The following is a 16,957-nucleotide window of genomic DNA, read 5'->3' as shown; positions in this document are numbered from 1 at the left end:
GGCGCTCAGTGCAGGTGACGCGGTCGGCGTCCGCCGCCGTGGCCCGAGCCGCCTGGGCCGCCAGAACCGCCGGGGCCGCGCGGGGGCTTGCCGAGTTCGAGCGAGTTCACCAGCGTCTCGAAGCGCTGGGCGAACAGCTTGTCGATCTCGGAGACCACGCCGCCGAGCTCGGCACCATCGAAGTGGCGCTCCATCATGTTGATCACGTCCTGCACCAGCAGGTCGCGCTGGGCCTGCATGATGGCCGCGGGCGTGGGGCCGACGAACAGCATCAGGAAGTCGTCGCGCGACTCCTCGTCGCCTTCCTCGTCGTCCTCATCGAAGTCGGCGTCGTAGAAGGTGACCTCGATCGGCGCGCCCTGGGCCGCGAGTTCGTTGAGCATCATGCACATCTCGTCGAGCGACTGCTTGAAGTCCTCGTCGCCAGGGACGGTCCAGCACATCTGCAGCGTGTGCTCGGGCGCATCGAACTTGATGCCCGGCTCTTCCTCGTAGGAACTCTGGGCGCCGTCGGCCAGGGAGCGTGCCCCGGCGTATTTCCACAGCGGCTTGAGGGCGTCCTGGATCTGTTCGAAAGTCACGTCCGCGCGCAAAAGCACCTGGCCGTGCACATGAATCTCAAAGGGGGCGTTGTAGCGTGCCATGTTCAGATATTAGGCGCTTTTGGGTGGGTTGGACATCCGCGCCCCAGAAGCTTTACAGGTGGTGCCTCGAACCGGGGTCGAACCGGTACGCCCCCTCACGGGTAAGCGGCGGATTTTAAGTCCGCTGTGTCTACCAATTTCACCATCGAGGCGTCGTGCGCAAAGGCGCAGCATAACAATCAAAAAAACAGCCCCGGCAACGCGTTGGTCGACGGGGCTGTTGAGTCTGGAGGCGCGACCCGGAGTCGAACCGGGCTAGACGGATTTGCAATCCGTTACATAACCGCTTTGTTATCGCGCCGGAATTTTCCGAAAGCTCCGGAAATATCTTCCTTCACCCTTCAAGAAAAAAGGGAAGCTTGCGGCTTCCCTTTTCTGTATCTGGAGCGGGAGAAGAGTCTCGAACTCTCGACCTCAACCTTGGCAAGGTTGCGCTCTACCAACTGAGCTACTCCCGCATTTCAAGCCTCGAATTATAGCACTTTATTTTCGTTGGAATCCAGTGCCACCATCCTTCGGCGCTGATCCGAACCCACTTCAATGAAGTACCGATTCGAACCTTTGCCGCAGCCTTTGGTGTGCCGCGGCAAGCCTCAGATTATAGCCCACTTTTTGAGCCGATCGACCCCATCTGCCAGACGCTGCACATCCCTGGATGCAAAGCACCAACGCAGCCAGCCCTGGGCTTCGGGTGCAAAGGCGTTGCCTGGCGCGAGCCCGAGACCGGCCTCCACCACCAGCCGTTTGGCCGTGACGAGAGAGTCGTCGTGCCCCGCAAGCTTGAAGAACGCATACATGCCGCCCTTGGCCGGTGCGACCTGTACGCCCGGCAACGCCTGCAGCAGCGGCACCAGCGTGTCCCTGCAGGTCTTGAGATGGGCCACCACACGCGGCGTGACTTCGAGCGTGCGTTCGAGCGCCACGATGCCCGCGCGCTGCGTGAACACGCTGGCGCAGGAGGTGTTGAACTCGATGAGTTTGCCCATGTCGTGGGTCATGGCCGCGGGCATCACCAGCCAGCCCAGGCGCCAGCCCGTCATCAGGAAGCTCTTCGAGAAGCTGTGCACCACCACCAGCCGATCATCGGGCGTGGTCACGTCGAGGAAACTCGGCGCGCAGCCGTTTGCGGTGGGCTCGTAATAGAGGCGTTCGTAGACTTCGTCGGACAGGATCCACGTGCCGGTGGTGCGGCAATGGTCCACGATGGCCTGCTGCTCCTCGCGCGTGAGCGTCCAGCCCGTGGGATTGTTAGGCGCGTTGATGATCAGCAGCTTGGTGTTGGACGTCACCGCTTCGAGCAGCTGGTCCATGTCGAGCGCCCAGGCGCCCTGCGCGGCGCCGCTGGTGACGGGCCGCAGCGGCACGCAACGCAGCCGCGCGCTCATGATGACCGGCTGCGCCGTGAGGTTGGGCCAGACGGGCGTGACGGCCACGACCTCGTCGCCCGGGTTCACCAGCATCTGGATTGCCAGCATCAGGGCGTTCACGCCGCCCGAGGTGATGGCGATGCGTTCGGCACCGATGGCCGCATGGTGGGCACTCATGTAGGTGGCGACGGCCTGGCGCAGCTCGGGCATCCCGAGGTTGTGCGAATAGAAGGTCTCGCCTCTTTGCAGCGAATCGATGGCGGCCTGGCGGATGAAATCGGGCGTGACCTCGTCGCTTTCGCCGAACCAGAAAGGCAACACGTCACTGCGCCCGATGCCGGCATTGGCGACTTCACGGATCTTGGATTCTTCGAGGTTCTGGATGGCTTGGCGCATGGTGGGGATCGGAGTAGAAACGAGGGGCTGAACGGTCGTGCTGGAGCCCTGGATCGTAACGGACGATGCAGGTCGGGTCCGATTCCCGGTTCAGCCTTGCTCAGAGAGGAGATGCCATGCGCCCCACCCTTGCCGCCCTGATGGTCTGCGCCCTGCTGGCCAATGCCGCGAACGCCGCCGACGCCGGCGTGAAAAAAGAAAAGCCCGCCGCCGCGAAAACCGTGAAGGCAAAGAAGCCCGGCGGCAAGGCGCCGAAGTTCATCAAGGGCGGCGAGGAGAGCACGGCCGAACGCGACAGGCGCCTGCTGCGCGAATGCAAGGGCCGCGCGAATGCAGGCGCCTGCCTGGGCTACACGGGTTGAGCGTCAGGCCGGTCGCACCATCTTGCAGGTGGAAGGTTGCTCGGCCCGCGAGGCGCTGATCTGCTTGATCACGCGAAAGCCGTAGCCCGAGCCCTCGACGTCGAACTTCACGCCAGGCGCACCTTGCCGGTCCATCACGGCCACCACCAGCGGCTGCTGGAACTGGTGGTCCGCGGCCCGCATGTGGCCGGTCTGCCCGCCCAGGCTCACCTGCGCCCGCTCGAGCTGCGCGGCAACGGCCACCGCGTCGAGGCTCGCGGCCTTCTCGATGGACTGCGCCAACGCTTCGATCAGCAGCTGCATGCGCATGTGCACGTAGTCGTCGGCCGGTTTCGGGAACCGCTGGCGGAACGACTGGTAGAAACCTTCGCTGGCCGTGCCGGGCACGTTGGGCAGCCAGTCCGCCACCGCGACGACCTTGCCCAGGCCCGCGTCGCCGATGGCGGCGGGTGCGCCGAGCGCGTTGCCGTAGAACGTGTAGAACTTGCCTTCGAACCCGACTTCCTTCGCGGCCTTGACCAGCAGCGTGAGGTCGTTGCCCCAGTTGCCGGTGATCACGGCCTGCGCGCCGCTGGCCTTGATCTTGGTGGCGTACGGCAGGAAATCCTTCACCCGGCCCAGTGGATGCAGCTCGTCGCCGACGATCTTCACATCGGGCCGTTGCGCCGCGAGTTGCACCTTCGCCTCCCGCAGCACGGCCTGCCCGAAGCTGTAGTCCTGCCCCAGCAGGTAGACGCTGGAGATCGCCTGGTCCTCCTTGATCACTTCCATCAACGCGGCCATGCGCATGTCGGCATGGGCATCGAAACGGAAATGCCAATAGCTGCATTTCTCGTTGGTCAGGATCGGATCGGTGGCCGAGTAGTTGAGGAAGATCACGCGCCTGGCCGGCTCGCGTTCGTTGTGCTTGTTGATGGCGTCGATCAGCGCCGCGGCGGTGGCCGAGTTGTTGCCCTGCACCACGAAGCGCGCGCCGTCGTCGATGGCCGCGCGCAGCGCCGATAGCGCCTCTTCGTTCTGGCCCTTGTTGTCGTATTTGTCGAGCACGAGCGGCCTGCTGCCGCCGCTCGATGCGGGCAGCTTCACCCCGCCGCGCGCATTCACGCGTTCCACGGCCCAATAGAGGTTGCGAAAGACGGCTTCGCCGGTGTTGGCGAACGGGCCGCTCATGCTTTCGATCATGGCGATCCTGATCGGCGCGCCAGCGACCTGGGCGCGGGCCAAAGCCGGGGCAGATAACACCGCAACCAGGGATTTCAAGACCTGCCGACGAAACTTAAACATGGGAAAATTCTCTTGAAAAACAACGGGCTGGGCACAGATAGGTTCCATGCGGCGATCGCTGTGAAAGCCGCGCAGTGTACAAGGACCAACACCATGTTTTTCGCTTCCACCTCGCCAGCGCTGATCCGCCGTTCCGCCCACGTGAATGCGCTGCGCTCGCTCGATCGCCTGCTCGACGAACAACTCGCCGCCCCGCGCCAGCGGAGCTACCAGCTCACCCAGGACGAACAGTCCTACACCCTGAGCTTCGACGTGCCCGGTATCGCCAAGGAACAGCTGTCCATCGGCATCGAAGGCAGCGTGGTCCGCATCGAGAGCCAGCCCGATGCGCCGCGCAAGTACAAGGCCGCCTATGAACTGCCGCAGGACATCGATGTCTCGGCCAGCGACGCCAAGCTCGAAAACGGCGTGCTGACCCTGAAGCTGGCCAAGAAGGCGCCCGTCTCCAACGTGGCGCAACTCGCCATCAACTGAGCACGGCTTCCCAACGCCGAGCCGGATGACCGTCAGGCCATCCGGCTTTTTTTACGTGCTCAGGTTGCCAGAACCAATTGGTCCAGCGGCCAGCGCGGCTTGACGTCGAAGGCGTAGGCGCAGTTCGCCTGCTCGATGCCCGATTGCAGCCGCATCGCGCCGGCCATGGCGATCATCGCGCCGTTGTCGGTGCACAGGTGCAGCTCGGGGTAATGCACACGCACGCCGGCCTTGGCGCACGCGGCGTTCAGCTGGCCGCGCAACGCGCGGTTGGCGCCCACGCCGCCGGCCACCACCAGGCGGCGCAGGCCGGTCTGCCGGAGCGCCGTCATCGATTTCTTCATCAGCACTTCGACGATGGCGGCCTCGGTGCTCGCGGCCAGGTCGGCCTTGCGGGCTTCGAGCTGGTCGCCGAGCTTGTTGGCCTGTGTCATCACCGCCGTCTTCAGCCCGGCGAAGGAGAAATCCAGGTTGCCGCTGTGCAGCAGCGGACGCGGCAGCTTGAAGGCCGCGGCATCGCCCTGCTCGGCCAGCCGCGCGAGCGCGGGCCCGCCCGGGTAGCCCAGGCCCAGCAGCTTGGCCGACTTGTCGAAGGCTTCGCCGGCCGCGTCGTCGATGGTCTCGCCGAGCATGGTGTAGCGGCCCACGCCGTCCACCTGCATCAATTGCGTGTGCCCGCCCGACACCAGCAGCGCGACGAACGGGAACTCCGGTGGATCGGCGCTCAGGAAAGGTGACAGCAGGTGGCCTTCGAGGTGATGCAGGCCCAGCACAGGCCGATCCAGTGCCGCGCCGAGCGCACAGGCGACGCCCGCCCCCACCAGCAGCGCGCCGGCCAGGCCCGGCCCGCGCGTGTAGGCCACGATGTCGACCTCCGAAAGACCCCGCCCGGTTTCGGCCAGCACCTGTTCGGTGAGCGGCAGGACGCGGCGGATGTGGTCGCGGCTGGCGAGTTCCGGCACCACGCCACCATAGGCCTGGTGCATCTCGATCTGGCTGTGCAGGGCGTGCCCCAGCAGCACGGGCAGCGCCGCGCCGTCGGCATGCACCAAGGCCACGCCCGTTTCGTCGCACGAAGATTCGATTCCCAATACCAGCACGGCAAGCCTTTCAGTCGAAGCCAGGCAGTGTAGGTGAGCACGGCTTCCCGACGCGGTGCCGGGGACACCAACGCCCGCGAGAGGCGACCGGATTGGTGCGCTGCACAACAACAGTGCCGCGGGCCCAGCCGCCCCGTCCCTTTAGGGAAAATCCTGCTGCAGTGCCCATCAAATCTGCGAATGTTGCTATGACATCAGTAGCAAATCAGCCAAGTCAACACCCGGCACAGGCCTTGCTTAGATAGAGCAAGACCGACGAAGGTCGTCGCACCGGTGGCCCAAAGGCGGGCCACCTGTCGACTCGGACAAAGGCGTCCCCAACCCGCATGGGCCGCTGCAGAAAGTTCTGCAGCACCAGCGTGGAGGGACGCCTTTTTGTTTTTCCAGCCCACTCTAGTTGACGAGGATGCCACCGATGACCGATCTCCTGAAAACCAGCCTGCGCCGCCGCACCGTCCTGCAGGCCGCCACCGTCGCCGCTGTCGGACTCACACCCGCGCTGCGCGCCGCGGTATACGCCCAGGGCTCCGACAAGCCGGAGAAGGAAGAGGTGAAGATCGGCTTCATTCCGCTCACCGATTGCGCGAGCGTGGTGATGGCCTCGGTGCTCGGCTTCGACAAGAAATACGGCGTGAAGATCGTGCCGAGCAAGGAGGCCAGTTGGGCCGGCGTGCGCGACAAGCTGGTCAACGGCGAGCTCGACATGTCGCACGTGCTGTACGGCCTGGTCTACGGCGTGCACGTGGGTGTGGGCGGCCCGAAGAAAGACATGGCGGTGCTGATGGGCCTGAACCGCAACGGCCAGGCCATCACCCTGTCGAAAGCACTCGCCGACAAGGGCGCGGTGGACGGCCCGTCGCTGGCCAAGCTGATGGCCAAGGAGAAACGCGAATACACCTTCGCCGGCACCTTCCCGACCAGCACCCACACCATGTGGCTCAATTACTGGATGGCGGCCTCGGGCATCAACCCCGTGACCGACGCCAAGGTCATCGTCGTGCCGCCGCCGCAGATGGTGGCCAATATGCGCGTGGGCAACATGGACGGCTTCTGCGTCGGCGAGCCCTGGAACCAGCGCGCCATCATCGACAAGATCGGCGTCACCGCCATCACCACGCAGGACATCTGGAAGGACCACCCCGAGAAGGTGCTCGGCACCACCGCCGACTTCGTCAAGAAGCACCCCAACACCTGCCGCGCCGTGATGATGGCCGTGATGGAGGCCGGCAAGTGGATCGACGCCAACCTGCAGAACAAGGCCAGGATGGCCGACGTGGTGGCCGAGAAGAGCTACATCAACACCAGCGCCGACGCCATCAACCAGCGCATCCTCGGCCGCTATGAAAACGGCATGGGCAAGACCTGGGACGACCCCAACCACATGAAGTTCTTCGACGACGGCGCGGTCAACTTCCCCTACCTCAGCGACGGCATGTGGTTCCTCACCCAGCACAAGCGCTGGGGCCTGCTGAAGGAGCACCCGGACTACCTGGCCGTGGCCAAGCAGATCAACCAGATCGACCTCTACAAGGACGTGGCCGGCGCGATGAAGGTCAGCCTGCCGAAAGACCCGATGCGCAGCAGCAAGCTGCTCGACGGCGTGGTCTGGGACGGCAAGGACCCGAAGAAATACGCCGACGGTTTCAAGCTGCACGCCTAGAAAGCATGGATCAATCTACTGCGCGGACCGATCTCGCATTTGCGGTCCTCGCCGTACGCGCGTACGGCTCCGGTCCTCAACGCGACCTCGGCCCGCTCGCTACGATTTCTCCACGCTTTCTAGCTCCGTTCCTATCAACGATTCATCTTTCAAACTGGAGCTAGCCATGGTCAGTGCCGTTTTCCATTCGCCGCTCGGCATCCCGTTCGACGCACAGGTCGACTCTCCTGCAGAGCTGCGTGCCGGGACGTCCCCCACCGCGACGCCTGCCGCCACGCACGCGAGCGCCCCGATCGCAACGGCTTCGCCGCCAGCACGCGCCAAGCCGCCCTTCGACTGGAGCGGCCTTTGGATGAAGGTGTTTCCACCGGTGCTCGGCCTGGCCCTGCTGATCGGCGTGTGGCAGATGGTGGCGAGCACCAGCACCAGCAACTTCCCCACGCCCTGGGCCACGTTCCAGCAGGCGCTGGACGTGTTCAAGGACCCGTTCTACCGCAAGGGCCCGAACGACCAGGGCGTGGGCTGGAACATCCTGAGTTCGCTGCAGCGCGTGGCGCTCGGCTTCGGCCTGGCGGCCGTCGTCGGCATTCCGGCGGGCTTCGCCATCGGTCGCTTCGAGTTCCTGAGCCGCATGTTCAATCCGCTCATCAGCCTGCTGCGGCCGGTGTCGCCGCTGGCCTGGCTGCCGATCGGCCTGCTCGTCTTCAAGGGCGCGAACCCGGCCGCCATCTGGACCATCTTCATCTGCTCGATCTGGCCGATGGTGATCAACACCGCGGTGGGCGTGCAGCGCGTGCCGCAGGACTACATGAACGTCGCCAAGGTGCTGAACCTCTCCGAATGGAAGATCCTCACCAAGATCCTGTTTCCCGCCGTGCTGCCCTACATGCTCACCGGCGTGCGGCTGGCGGTGGGCACGGCGTGGCTGGTGATCGTCGCCGCCGAGATGCTGACCGGCGGCGTGGGCATCGGCTTCTGGGTCTGGGACGAGTGGAACAACCTCAACGTGAAGAACATCATCATCGCCATCTTTGTGATCGGCATCGTCGGGCTGCTGCTCGAATACGCACTGATCAAGCTGGCCACGGCGTTTACTTTTGAAGAGGTGAAGTCATGAGCGCAGCGCAGAACCGCTTCAAGCAAGCTCGCACCGCAGTGCGAAGCACGGAGGTTTCCAAATGAGCTCAGGATTGACCAGCAAGTACATAGAGATCCACCAGGTCGAGCAGACCTTCAAGACGGCCAAGGGTTCGTTCCCCGCGCTGCGCGACATCAACCTCAGCGTGGCGCGTGGCGAATTCGTGGCGTTGATCGGCCATTCGGGCTGCGGCAAATCCACGCTGCTGAACCTCATCGCCGGGCTGACCTTGCCCACGCACGGCACGCTGATCTGCGCCAACAAGGAGATCAAGGGCCCCGACCCCGAACGCGGCGTGGTGTTCCAGAACCATTCGCTGCTGCCCTGGCTCACCTGTTTCGAAAACATCTACCTGGCCGTGGAACGCGTGTTCGGCGCGGCCGAGACCAAGGCGCAGCTCATGGCCCGCACCGATGCGGCGCTGGCCCTGGTCGGCCTGACCGCCGCCGCGCAGAAGCGGCCCGGCGAAATCTCGGGCGGCATGAAACAGCGCGTGGGCATCGCCCGCGCGCTCAGCATCGAGCCCAAGGTGCTGCTGATGGACGAACCCTTCGGCGCGCTCGACGCGTTGACGCGCGCCAAGCTGCAGGACGAACTGCTGGCCATCGTGCAGAAGACCAAAAGCACGGTAGTGATGGTGACGCACGACGTGGACGAAGCCGTGCTGCTGTCCGACAAGATCGTGATGATGACCAATGGGCCGGCTGCCACCATCGGCGAAGTGCTGCAGGTGGACCTGCCCCGCCCGCGCGACCGCATCGCACTGGCCGAAGACGCCGACTACGCGCACTACCGCAAGGCGGTGATCGACTTCCTCTACACGCGCCAGGCGCATGTCGAAAAGCTGACGGCCTGAAAGCTACTGCGGAGATTTCAAAGCACCTCCGTTCGGGCTGAGCTTGTCGAAGCCTTGACTACGGGCAACAGGCACTTCGACAAGCTCAGTGCGAACGGGTGGGTGGGTGTGCGCGCGCGATAGGACGCGCGCAATTGGCAAATCTACTTCGCCCCGGCCTTGCCGCCCTGGCGCGCCAGGTGCACCTGGTGCAGCGTGATCTTGCGCACTTCGGCCTGGCTGGTTTCGATGTGGGCGCGCAGCAGCATGGCGGCCTGGTCGCCGCGCTTGTGCTGCACGGCCTTGAGGATCTTGATGTGTTCCTCGTAGGTGGCGTCGATGCGCGGCTGCTGCGTGAAGTCGAGCCGGCGGATGATGCGGATGCGCTCTGTCACGTCGCGGTGCACGCGCGCCATCTCCGCGTTGCCGGCGGCGGCCACGATGGCGCAGTGGAAGTTCTCGTCCCATTCCGCCACCTGCGCCATGTCGCTGCTGCGCGCGGCCGGCGCCACCAGCCAGATCGCGGCCAGCGCGTCGAGCATGGGATGGTCGACCCGTACCGCGTCCTCGCACAACCGGCGGATGGCCGTGGTCTCCAGCACCATGCGCAGGTCGTAGAGCTGCTCGAACTGGTCGAAGTCGAAGGGCAGCACACGCCAGCCGCTGCGAAACAGCACCTCGACGAAACCCTCCTGCTGCAACCGGAACAGCGCCTGGCGCACCGGCGTGCGCGAGACGCCGAGGCGTTCGCTGATCTCGTTCTCGGTGAAGCGGTCGCCGGGCACGAGCTTGAAGTCGGCCACATCGCGCTTGAGCTGGGCGTACACCTCGTCGGCGCGCGAACGGAAGACGGGAATGTCGGCGACAGGTGAATTCTTGGAAACGGTATTGGGCATGGAGACGGCGCGACGAAACAGCGGAACGGGCCCCTACCTTAACCTGAATGCAGCGCCGCCAGCACGGCCGAGCTCGGCGCCGTCCAGCCGACGATGGCGCCCTGCGCACGGATCATCTCCAGCGCCGCGGCCTTGAAGTGCGGGAAGTAGCTCTCGGTGCAGTCTTCGAGCAGCAGGCAATCGTAGCCGCGGTCATTGGCCTCGCGCATGCTGGTCTGGACGCACACCTCAGTGGTCACGCCGCCGAACAGCAGGTGGGTGATGCCGCGCGCCTGCAGTGTCTCGTGCAGCCCGGTGGCATAGAAGGCGCCCTTGCCGGGCTTGTCGATCACCAGTTCGCCATCCACCGGCGCGAGCGCCTCGATGATCTGGTTGCCCGGCTCGCCCATCACCAGGATGCGGCCCATCGGCCCCGCGTCGCCGATGCGCAGCGTCGGGTTGCCGCGGTCGCGCTTCGCGGGCGGGCAGTCCGACAGGTCCGGCCGGTGCGCCTCGCGCGTGTGCACCACCAGGCCGCCAGCCGCGCGCCAGGCTTCGAGCATGGCCCGGGCGGCCGGCACGATGGCTTCGAGCAGCGACACATCGTTGCCCAGCGTCTCGCCGAAGCCGCCGGGCTCGATGAAGTCGCGCTGCATGTCGATCAGCACAAGCGCGGTGTGCGCCACGTCGAAGCGGTAGGGGAAGGGTGTGGCGTCGATCTGCATGAAAGTACTTTCGTTCAATGGCCGCCGCCCATGAAGGCGCCGAGTTCGTGGCGGTCCGCGGTCGCGGCCAGGGTCTCATGAACCACGCGCCCTTCGCTCATCACCACGATGCGGTCGGAGAGCTCCAGCAGTTCGTCGAGGTCTTCGCTGATCAGCAACACGGCGCCGCCCTGGTCACGCACCTTCAGGATGCGCGAATGGATTTCGGCCACGGCAGCGAAGTCCAGGCCGAACACCGGGTTGGCCGCGATCAGCACGTTGATGTCGCCGGCCAGTTCGCGCGCCAGCACGGCGCGCTGCACATTGCCGCCCGAAAGGCTCTTGATGGGCGCGCCCTCGCCTTGGGTTTTCACCCCGTATTCGGCGATCCATTCGCGCGCCCGGCTGCGCCAGGCGGGGAAGTTCAACAGGCCACCAAGCCTGGGGTTTGCCAGCGGCGGCTGGTCGAAGTCGCGCAGCGCCATGTTCTCGGCCACGCTGAGGTCGCCCACGCAGGCGTTGCGCAGCGGCTCCTCGGGCAGGCTGCGCACCTTGAGGCGGCGGTTCTCCTCGCGCGTGGCGTTGTAGGACTCGCCCATCACGCGGACCTGGCCGGACAGGCGTGCGCGCTGGCCCACCAGCGCTTCGACGAGTTCGCGTTGGCCGTTGCCGGAAACACCGGCCACGCCCAGCACCTCGCCGGGCTTCACGGCCAGGCTCATGTCGTGCAGGGCCAGCGTGCCGCGGTCGCCCTGGGCCTTGAGGTTGTCGACCTGCAGCGCGTAGCTCGATCCATTTGCTACCTTTTTAATAGCTTCTTGCGCATTATTCATAGGCGCTGGAGGCCCATTTGGCATTGAATCTTCGGCCAGAACCAGTTCTGGCGGCGGTGCGGCGCCCTCGCCCATCATGGCCGCGGCCAGGCGCTGCGGATCGGTGTCGGCCACCCGGGTGTGGTGCACGGCCTTGCCACGGCGCAGCACGGTGACGGCGTCGGCATAGGCCATCACCTCGCGGAACTTGTGCGTGATGATCAGCACCGTGCACTGGCCACTCCTGGCGAAGTCGCGCACGTGGCCGAGCACTTCGTCGGCCTCCTGCGGCGTGAGGACGGAAGTCGGTTCGTCGAGGATCAGCAGGCGCGGCTTCAGGTAGAGCTGCTTCAGCAGTTCGAGCTTCTGCTTCTCGCCGGCCGCGAGTTCGGCGGGCCGCACGTCGAGATCGAGGCTGAACGGTGTGGTGGCGAGGAAGGCCTCGAGTTCCACGCGCTTGGCCTTCCAGTCGATGAGTGCCGGTGTCTTGCCGCCGGCCAGCAGCAGGTTCTCGGCCACCGTCATGCCCGGCGCGAGCGTGAAGTGCTGGTAGACCATGCCGATGCCGAGCGCGCGCGCCACGATGGGGTTGGCAATGTCCTGCTCGCGGCCGTCGATCAGCACGCTGCCCTCCTCCGCGCGCTGGAAGCCCGCCACGCATTTCACCAGCGTGCTCTTGCCCGCGCCGTTCTCGCCGAGCAAGGCATGCACCGTGCCGGGCTCGACCCGCATGGTCACGCTGTCCATCGCGGTGAAGCTGCCGAAGCGCTTGGTGAGCTGGTAGGTGTCGAGCGCGAGTGCGCCCGTGCCGGCGGGCAGGCCGCCGATGGCGTCAGGGGAAAGTGCGGCCATGCGGGGACTCCATCAGTTGATCGCTAGATATCCGTTCGGACTGAGCTCGTCGAAGCCGCGTCTCCGAAGCAGGTCCTTCGACAGGCTCAGGACGAACGGGGGAAAAGGGGCCGGCCTGCCCACCCCCTCTCCGTTCGGGCTGAGCCTGTCGAAGCCATGCCTCCGAAGCAGGTCCTTCGACAGGCTCAGGACGAACGGGGGAAAAGGGGCCGGCCTGCCCACCCTTCTCCGTTCGGGCTGAGCCTGTCGAAGCCATGCCTCCGAAGCAGGTCCTTCGACAAGCTCAGGACGAACGGGGGGAAAGGGGCCGGCCTGCCCACCCTCTCTCCGTTCGGGCTGAGCCTGTCGAAGCCTCGCCTCCGAAGCAGGTCCTTCGACAGGCTCAGGACGAACGGGGGGAAAGGCGACAAGCTCAGGACGAGCGGGGGTGGGACGGACGGCGGTCATGATCACGTCCTGCTCCCCAAGGCAGCCAGCAGCGCGTCCGAGGTCGCATGTGCGCCAAACACGCCGCCCTGCATGGTGATCATCTTCAACGCGGCCAGGTGGTTGCCGTGGTCGGTGGCGGCCGTGCAGTCGGACAGCAGCAGGCATTCGAAGCCACGGTCGTTGGCGTCGCGCATGGTGGTGTGCACACACACGTCGGTGGTGATGCCGGCCAGGATCAGGTTCTCGATGCCGCGCGTGCGCAGGATGAGTTCGAGGTCGGTGGCGTAGAAAGAGCCCTTGCCGGGCTTGTCGATCACCACCTCGCCCTCGATCGGTGCGAGTTCGGGAATGATGTTCCAGCCCGGTTCACCGCGGACCAGGATGCGGCCACACGGCCCGTCGTCGCCGATGCCCACGCCGCCCGCGCCGATCTGCCGCGATCGCCAGCGCTTGTTGGGCGGCAGGTCGGCAAGGTCGGGCCGGTGCCCTTCACGCGTGTGGATGATGGTGAAGCCCAAGGGCCGCATCACTTCGAACAAGCGCTTGATCGGCACGATCGGCGCCTGCACGAGCGACAGGTCGTAGCCCATCACGTCCACGTAACCGCCCTTGCCGCAGAAGTCGGTCTGCATGTCGATGACGATGAGGGCGGTGTTGTCGGGGCGCAGGTCGCCGTTGTAGGGCCAGGCGTAGGGATCTGCGGTCACGAAGCGGGTCGGTGTGTCCATAGGGAGGTTCAGCGTGTCGATGAAAGTTCGCCCGGGCTGCCCACCACCACGGTGCCGGGCCTGCAGGTGATCACCAGGATCAGCAGCGTGAGCACATAGGGCACGGTGTTGAACAGGTGGTAGCCCCAACCCACACCGATGCTCTGCAAGGCCGGGCCGAGGGCGCCGGCACCGCCGAAGAGCAGGGCCGCGCCCACGCAGCGCAGCGGGCTCCAGCGCGCGAAGATCACCAGCGCCACGGCGATCAGGCCCTGGCCGCTGGAGATGCCTTCGTTCCAGCTGCCGGGGTAGAACAGCGTGAGCGATGCGCCGCCGAGCCCGGCGATGAAGCCTCCCGCCGCGGTCGACGCGATGCGGATGCCCGACACCGAATAACCCAACGCCCGCGTCGCATTGGCCGAGTCGCCCGCCATGCGGATCAGCAGGCCGGCCCGCGTGTGCGCAAAGGCCCACCACATGAGGACAGCCAGCACGATGCCCACCGGCAGCAGGGCATTCACCTGCAGCGCCGAGCGCACGACCGGGTTGTCGCTCCAGTTGCCCAGCGGGATGGATGGAAGCTGCACGGCCTGCGGCTGGATCAGGGCCTTGCCGAAGTAGAACGCCAGCCCGGTGCCGAGCAGCATCAGCGCGATGCCGGTGGCCACGTCGTTCACGCCATCGAGCGAACACAAGACGCCGTGCAGCGCCGCGAGCAAGGCTCCGACGCAGGCGCCGAGCAACACGCCAGCCCAGGGCGAGCCGGTGAGATAGGAGCCGCCGAAAGCGGCCATGGCCGACAGCACCAGCACACCCTCAAGGCCGAGGTTGATGCGGCCCGACTTCTCCGTAAGGCATTCGCCGAGGCTCACGAACAGGAAGGGCACGCCCACGCGCAGCGCGCCGCCGCCGATGCCGGCGGCCAGCGCGATCCATTGGTCGGCGGTCATGATGGCAACCCTTTGTGCATGGTGCCGGGCACCGCGGCCGGCGGGCGCGGCGCGGCCCACTTGGCGAGCGATGCCTTGATGTCGGTGTGGCGCAGCGCCTCGCTGGCCAGGATCAGCACGAAGGCGATACCTTGCAGCACCAGCACCGAAGCGTCCGGCAGGCCCAGCCGGCGCTGCAGCAAGCTGCCCGCCGCGCCGAAGCCGCCGAACAGGATCGCCACCGGAACCACCGCGACGGGCGAGTGCCGCGCGATGAAGGACACCAGGATGCCCGCGTAGCCGTAGGAAGCGATCAGCGACGCGTTGGCATTGGTGTGCACGGCCGCCACCTCCACCGCGCCGGCCAGGCCAGCGCAGGCGCCGCCGAGGCCGCAGGCGGCAAGGATCAATCGGTTCGCGGGCAGGCCCACGAGTTGCGCGGTGCGCGGGTTGCCGCCGACCACGCGGATCGAAAAGCCCGAGGCCGTGGCGCGCAGCCACAGACCCAGCCCCAGGCAGGCGATCACACCGAGCACCAGGCCCCAATGCACGTCGCTGCCGGCGATGCCGCCGATGCGGATGCCTTCGGACAAAGACAGCGTGGAAGGTTTGTTCAGGCTCGCCGGGTCACGCAGCAGGCCCTCGACCAGATGCTTGAAGATGCCGATGGCGATGTAGGCCAGGAGCAGGCTGCTGATGGTCTCGTTGATGCCTCGGAACTGGCGCAGCCAGCCCGCCAGCATGATCCACAGCGCACCCGCGAGCGCGCCCGCGGCGCAGACCATGATGGTGCCGACGATGTTGTCGGGCAGCGGCATCACATAGGGCATGGCCGCGCAGGCCAGGCCGCCGAGCACCAGCGCGCCCTCGCCGCCGATGATGACCAGGCCGGCGCGCGCCGGCAGCGCCACGCACAGCGCGGTCAGCATCAGCGGTGCGGCGCGCTGCAAGGTGTTCTGCCACGAGAACCAGTCGCCGAACGCGCCCTTGAACAGGGTCGCCCAGACCTCCACCGGGCTCACACCGGCGAACCACACGAGGATGCCGAAGATGCCGAGTGCGGCGGTAATGGCCAGCACCGGCAGCGCGATTTCTTTCACGGGGATGCGCATGGGCATTTCCTTTGAACGTCCAGCACTTCGACAAGCTCAGTGCGAACGGATAATTTCTCCCGTTCGTCCTGAGCCTGTCGAAGGACCGGCTCAGGCGAACGAGCGCGCAATCAGAAACTACCGTTCACACCCTCGACCAGGTAGTTCATCTTCTCGAGCTCGATGTCCGTCTGCTTGAACACCTTGCCCGCGGCGATCACTTCCTTGCCCTTGTTGTCCTTGAGCGGGCCCTTGAAGATGTCGAAGCTGCCGGCCACCATCTTGGCCTTCGTGTCGTCGGCCTGCTTCTTGGCGGCGTCCGTCACCATGGCGCCGTAGGCCGACATCTTCACGTAGCCTTCCTTCAGGCCGCCGCGCAGGAAGTTGGGGTGCGGCTTGCCGGTCTGCGCGGCTTCGATGATGGTCTTGTAGGCGGTGAGCCAGTTCCACTCGGCACCGGTGAGGTAGGCATTCGGCGCGAGCTTGGCCTGGCTGGCGTGGTAGCCGCAGACCATCTTGCCGCGCTTGGCCGCCGTCTCGACGATGACCTTCGGGCCGTCCACGTGCATGGTGAACACGTCGCAGCCCTGGTCGGCCAGGCTGTTGGTGGCCTCGGCTTCCTTCACGGCCATCGACCAGTCGCCGGTGAAGATCACGCTGCAGGTGATGCCAGGCTTGACGGAGCGCGCGCCCATGGTGAAGGCGTTGATGTTGCGCAGCACCTGCGGGATCGGCTTGGCCGCGACGAAGGCGATCTTGCCGCTCTTGCTCATGTGGCCGGCGATCACGCCGTTGAGGAACTGGCATTCGTCGATGTAGCCGAAGAAGCTGCCCGCGTTCTTGGGCATGCCCTCGCTCCACATGCCGCCGCAATGCGAGAAACGCACGTCGGGGTTCTTGGGCGCGAGTGCCAGGATGTGCGGATCGAAATAGCCGAACGAGGTGGGGAACAGCAGCTTGGCGCCGTCCTGCTTGATCATGCCGGTCATGGTCTTCTGCACGGCCGCCGTCTCTGGCACGTTCTCTTCCTCGACCACCTTGATGCCGGCCATCTTCTTGACCTCGGCCGCGGCCTGGGCATGGGCCTGGTTGTAGCCGTAGTCGTCACGCGGGCCGACGTAGATCACACCGACCGTCAAGGGCGCCTGGGCCCGGGCAAGGCCTTGCCAGCCACCGAGCGTGCCAGCGGCGCCGAGTGCGGCCAGGGTTTTGAGGGAATCGCGGCGATGGGGGTTGTGCTGGCTCATGGTGTTCTCCGGGTCAAAGGATCAGGTGTGGATCGGGTATGGATCGCGTGA

At 65.8% G+C, this 16,957-nt stretch carries 16 protein-coding genes and 3 tRNA genes; 5 read left to right on the top strand and 14 right to left on the bottom strand.

Annotated elements, in window-relative coordinates:
- Nucleotides 1–5: 5 nt before the first annotated feature.
- The 5 genes from RD110_RS11530 to RD110_RS11510 form a co-directional block, all read right to left on the bottom strand.
- Nucleotides 6–644, bottom strand: coding sequence for a DUF6806 family protein (locus RD110_RS11530; RefSeq protein WP_076199581.1), 639 nt, complete (start codon nucleotides 642–644; stop codon nucleotides 6–8).
- A 59-nt stretch (nucleotides 645–703) separates the two neighbouring features.
- Nucleotides 704–796, bottom strand: a tRNA-Leu gene (locus RD110_RS11525).
- Nucleotides 797–871: 75 nt separating this feature from the next.
- Nucleotides 872–945 (bottom strand) — tRNA-Cys (locus tag RD110_RS11520).
- 81 nt (nucleotides 946–1,026) lie between these two features.
- Nucleotides 1,027–1,102: transfer RNA gene (locus tag RD110_RS11515), tRNA-Gly, on the bottom strand.
- 135 nt (nucleotides 1,103–1,237) lie between these two features.
- Entirely contained in the window at nucleotides 1,238–2,407 is a 1,170-nt protein-coding gene (locus RD110_RS11510) for a pyridoxal phosphate-dependent aminotransferase (protein ID WP_076199578.1), read from the bottom strand.
- Nucleotides 2,408–2,523: 116 nt separating this feature from the next.
- Here RD110_RS11510 and RD110_RS11505 point away from each other — a divergent pair, with 116 nt between their 5' ends.
- Nucleotides 2,524–2,769, top strand: coding sequence for a hypothetical protein (locus tag RD110_RS11505; protein ID WP_076199576.1), 246 nt, complete (start codon nucleotides 2,524–2,526; stop codon nucleotides 2,767–2,769).
- Between the two features lie 3 nt (nucleotides 2,770–2,772).
- Here the strand turns inward: RD110_RS11505 and RD110_RS11500 are convergent, their stop codons facing one another.
- Nucleotides 2,773–4,053, bottom strand: coding sequence for a branched-chain amino acid ABC transporter substrate-binding protein (locus tag RD110_RS11500; RefSeq protein ID WP_076199574.1), 1,281 nt, complete (start codon nucleotides 4,051–4,053; stop codon nucleotides 2,773–2,775).
- A gap of 93 nt (nucleotides 4,054–4,146) precedes the next feature.
- Between RD110_RS11500 and RD110_RS11495 the strand changes: the two genes are divergently transcribed.
- Nucleotides 4,147–4,527: an Hsp20/alpha crystallin family protein gene (locus tag RD110_RS11495; RefSeq protein WP_076199572.1), complete on the top strand. Its 381-nt coding sequence runs from the start codon at nucleotides 4,147–4,149 to the stop codon at nucleotides 4,525–4,527.
- Nucleotides 4,528–4,586: 59 nt separating this feature from the next.
- Here the strand turns inward: RD110_RS11495 and tsaD are convergent, their stop codons facing one another.
- Complete coding sequence (gene tsaD / locus RD110_RS11490; RefSeq protein ID WP_204250053.1) at nucleotides 4,587–5,627, bottom strand: tRNA (adenosine(37)-N6)-threonylcarbamoyltransferase complex transferase subunit TsaD; 1,041 nt, start codon at nucleotides 5,625–5,627, stop codon at nucleotides 4,587–4,589.
- Nucleotides 5,628–6,042: 415 nt separating this feature from the next.
- Here tsaD and RD110_RS11485 point away from each other — a divergent pair, with 415 nt between their 5' ends.
- The 3 genes from RD110_RS11485 to RD110_RS11475 all read left to right on the top strand — a co-directional run bounded on the left by RD110_RS11485 (nucleotide 6,043) and on the right by RD110_RS11475 (nucleotide 9,281).
- Nucleotides 6,043–7,287, top strand: coding sequence for a CmpA/NrtA family ABC transporter substrate-binding protein (locus tag RD110_RS11485; RefSeq protein WP_076204823.1), 1,245 nt, complete (start codon nucleotides 6,043–6,045; stop codon nucleotides 7,285–7,287).
- A 166-nt stretch (nucleotides 7,288–7,453) separates the two neighbouring features.
- Nucleotides 7,454–8,404: a nitrate ABC transporter permease gene (gene ntrB, locus RD110_RS11480; protein ID WP_076199570.1), complete on the top strand. Its 951-nt coding sequence runs from the start codon at nucleotides 7,454–7,456 to the stop codon at nucleotides 8,402–8,404.
- A 61-nt stretch (nucleotides 8,405–8,465) separates the two neighbouring features.
- Nucleotides 8,466–9,281 carry an ABC transporter ATP-binding protein gene (locus tag RD110_RS11475; protein WP_076199568.1) on the top strand — a complete coding sequence of 272 codons (816 nt, stop codon included), beginning with the start codon at nucleotides 8,466–8,468 and terminating at the stop codon, nucleotides 9,279–9,281.
- Nucleotides 9,282–9,424: 143 nt separating this feature from the next.
- Here the strand turns inward: RD110_RS11475 and RD110_RS11470 are convergent, their stop codons facing one another.
- The 7 genes from RD110_RS11470 to RD110_RS11435 form a co-directional block, all read right to left on the bottom strand.
- Nucleotides 9,425–10,156, bottom strand: coding sequence for a GntR family transcriptional regulator (locus RD110_RS11470; RefSeq protein ID WP_076199566.1), 732 nt, complete (start codon nucleotides 10,154–10,156; stop codon nucleotides 9,425–9,427).
- 38 nt (nucleotides 10,157–10,194) lie between these two features.
- On the bottom strand, nucleotides 10,195–10,860 hold the full coding sequence (locus RD110_RS11465; protein WP_076199564.1) for a cysteine hydrolase family protein: 666 nt from the start codon (nucleotides 10,858–10,860) through the stop codon (nucleotides 10,195–10,197).
- A gap of 14 nt (nucleotides 10,861–10,874) precedes the next feature.
- Entirely contained in the window at nucleotides 10,875–12,503 is a 1,629-nt protein-coding gene (locus RD110_RS11460; RefSeq protein WP_076199562.1) for an ABC transporter ATP-binding protein, read from the bottom strand.
- Nucleotides 12,504–12,952: 449 nt separating this feature from the next.
- Nucleotides 12,953–13,660 carry a biuret amidohydrolase gene (gene biuH / locus RD110_RS11450; RefSeq protein WP_076199558.1) on the bottom strand — a complete coding sequence of 236 codons (708 nt, stop codon included), beginning with the start codon at nucleotides 13,658–13,660 and terminating at the stop codon, nucleotides 12,953–12,955.
- An 8-nt stretch (nucleotides 13,661–13,668) separates the two neighbouring features.
- Nucleotides 13,669–14,589: an ABC transporter permease gene (locus RD110_RS11445; protein WP_076204822.1), complete on the bottom strand. Its 921-nt coding sequence runs from the start codon at nucleotides 14,587–14,589 to the stop codon at nucleotides 13,669–13,671.
- On the bottom strand, nucleotides 14,586–15,680 hold the full coding sequence (locus tag RD110_RS11440) for an ABC transporter permease (protein WP_076204821.1): 1,095 nt from the start codon (nucleotides 15,678–15,680) through the stop codon (nucleotides 14,586–14,588). Before RD110_RS11440 ends, RD110_RS11445 begins: the two co-directional genes overlap by 4 nt.
- Nucleotides 15,681–15,790: 110 nt before the next feature.
- A complete protein-coding gene (locus RD110_RS11435) occupies nucleotides 15,791–16,906 on the bottom strand; it encodes a BMP family ABC transporter substrate-binding protein (RefSeq protein ID WP_076199556.1) in 1,116 nt (371 codons plus the stop codon).
- Nucleotides 16,907–16,957: the final 51 nt, after the last annotated feature.

The organism is Rhodoferax koreense (genome assembly GCF_001955695.1).
In the GTDB taxonomy this organism is placed as follows: domain Bacteria; phylum Pseudomonadota; class Gammaproteobacteria; order Burkholderiales; family Burkholderiaceae_C; genus Rhodoferax_B; species Rhodoferax_B koreensis.
This window is presented reverse-complemented; position numbering and strand designations above follow the sequence as displayed.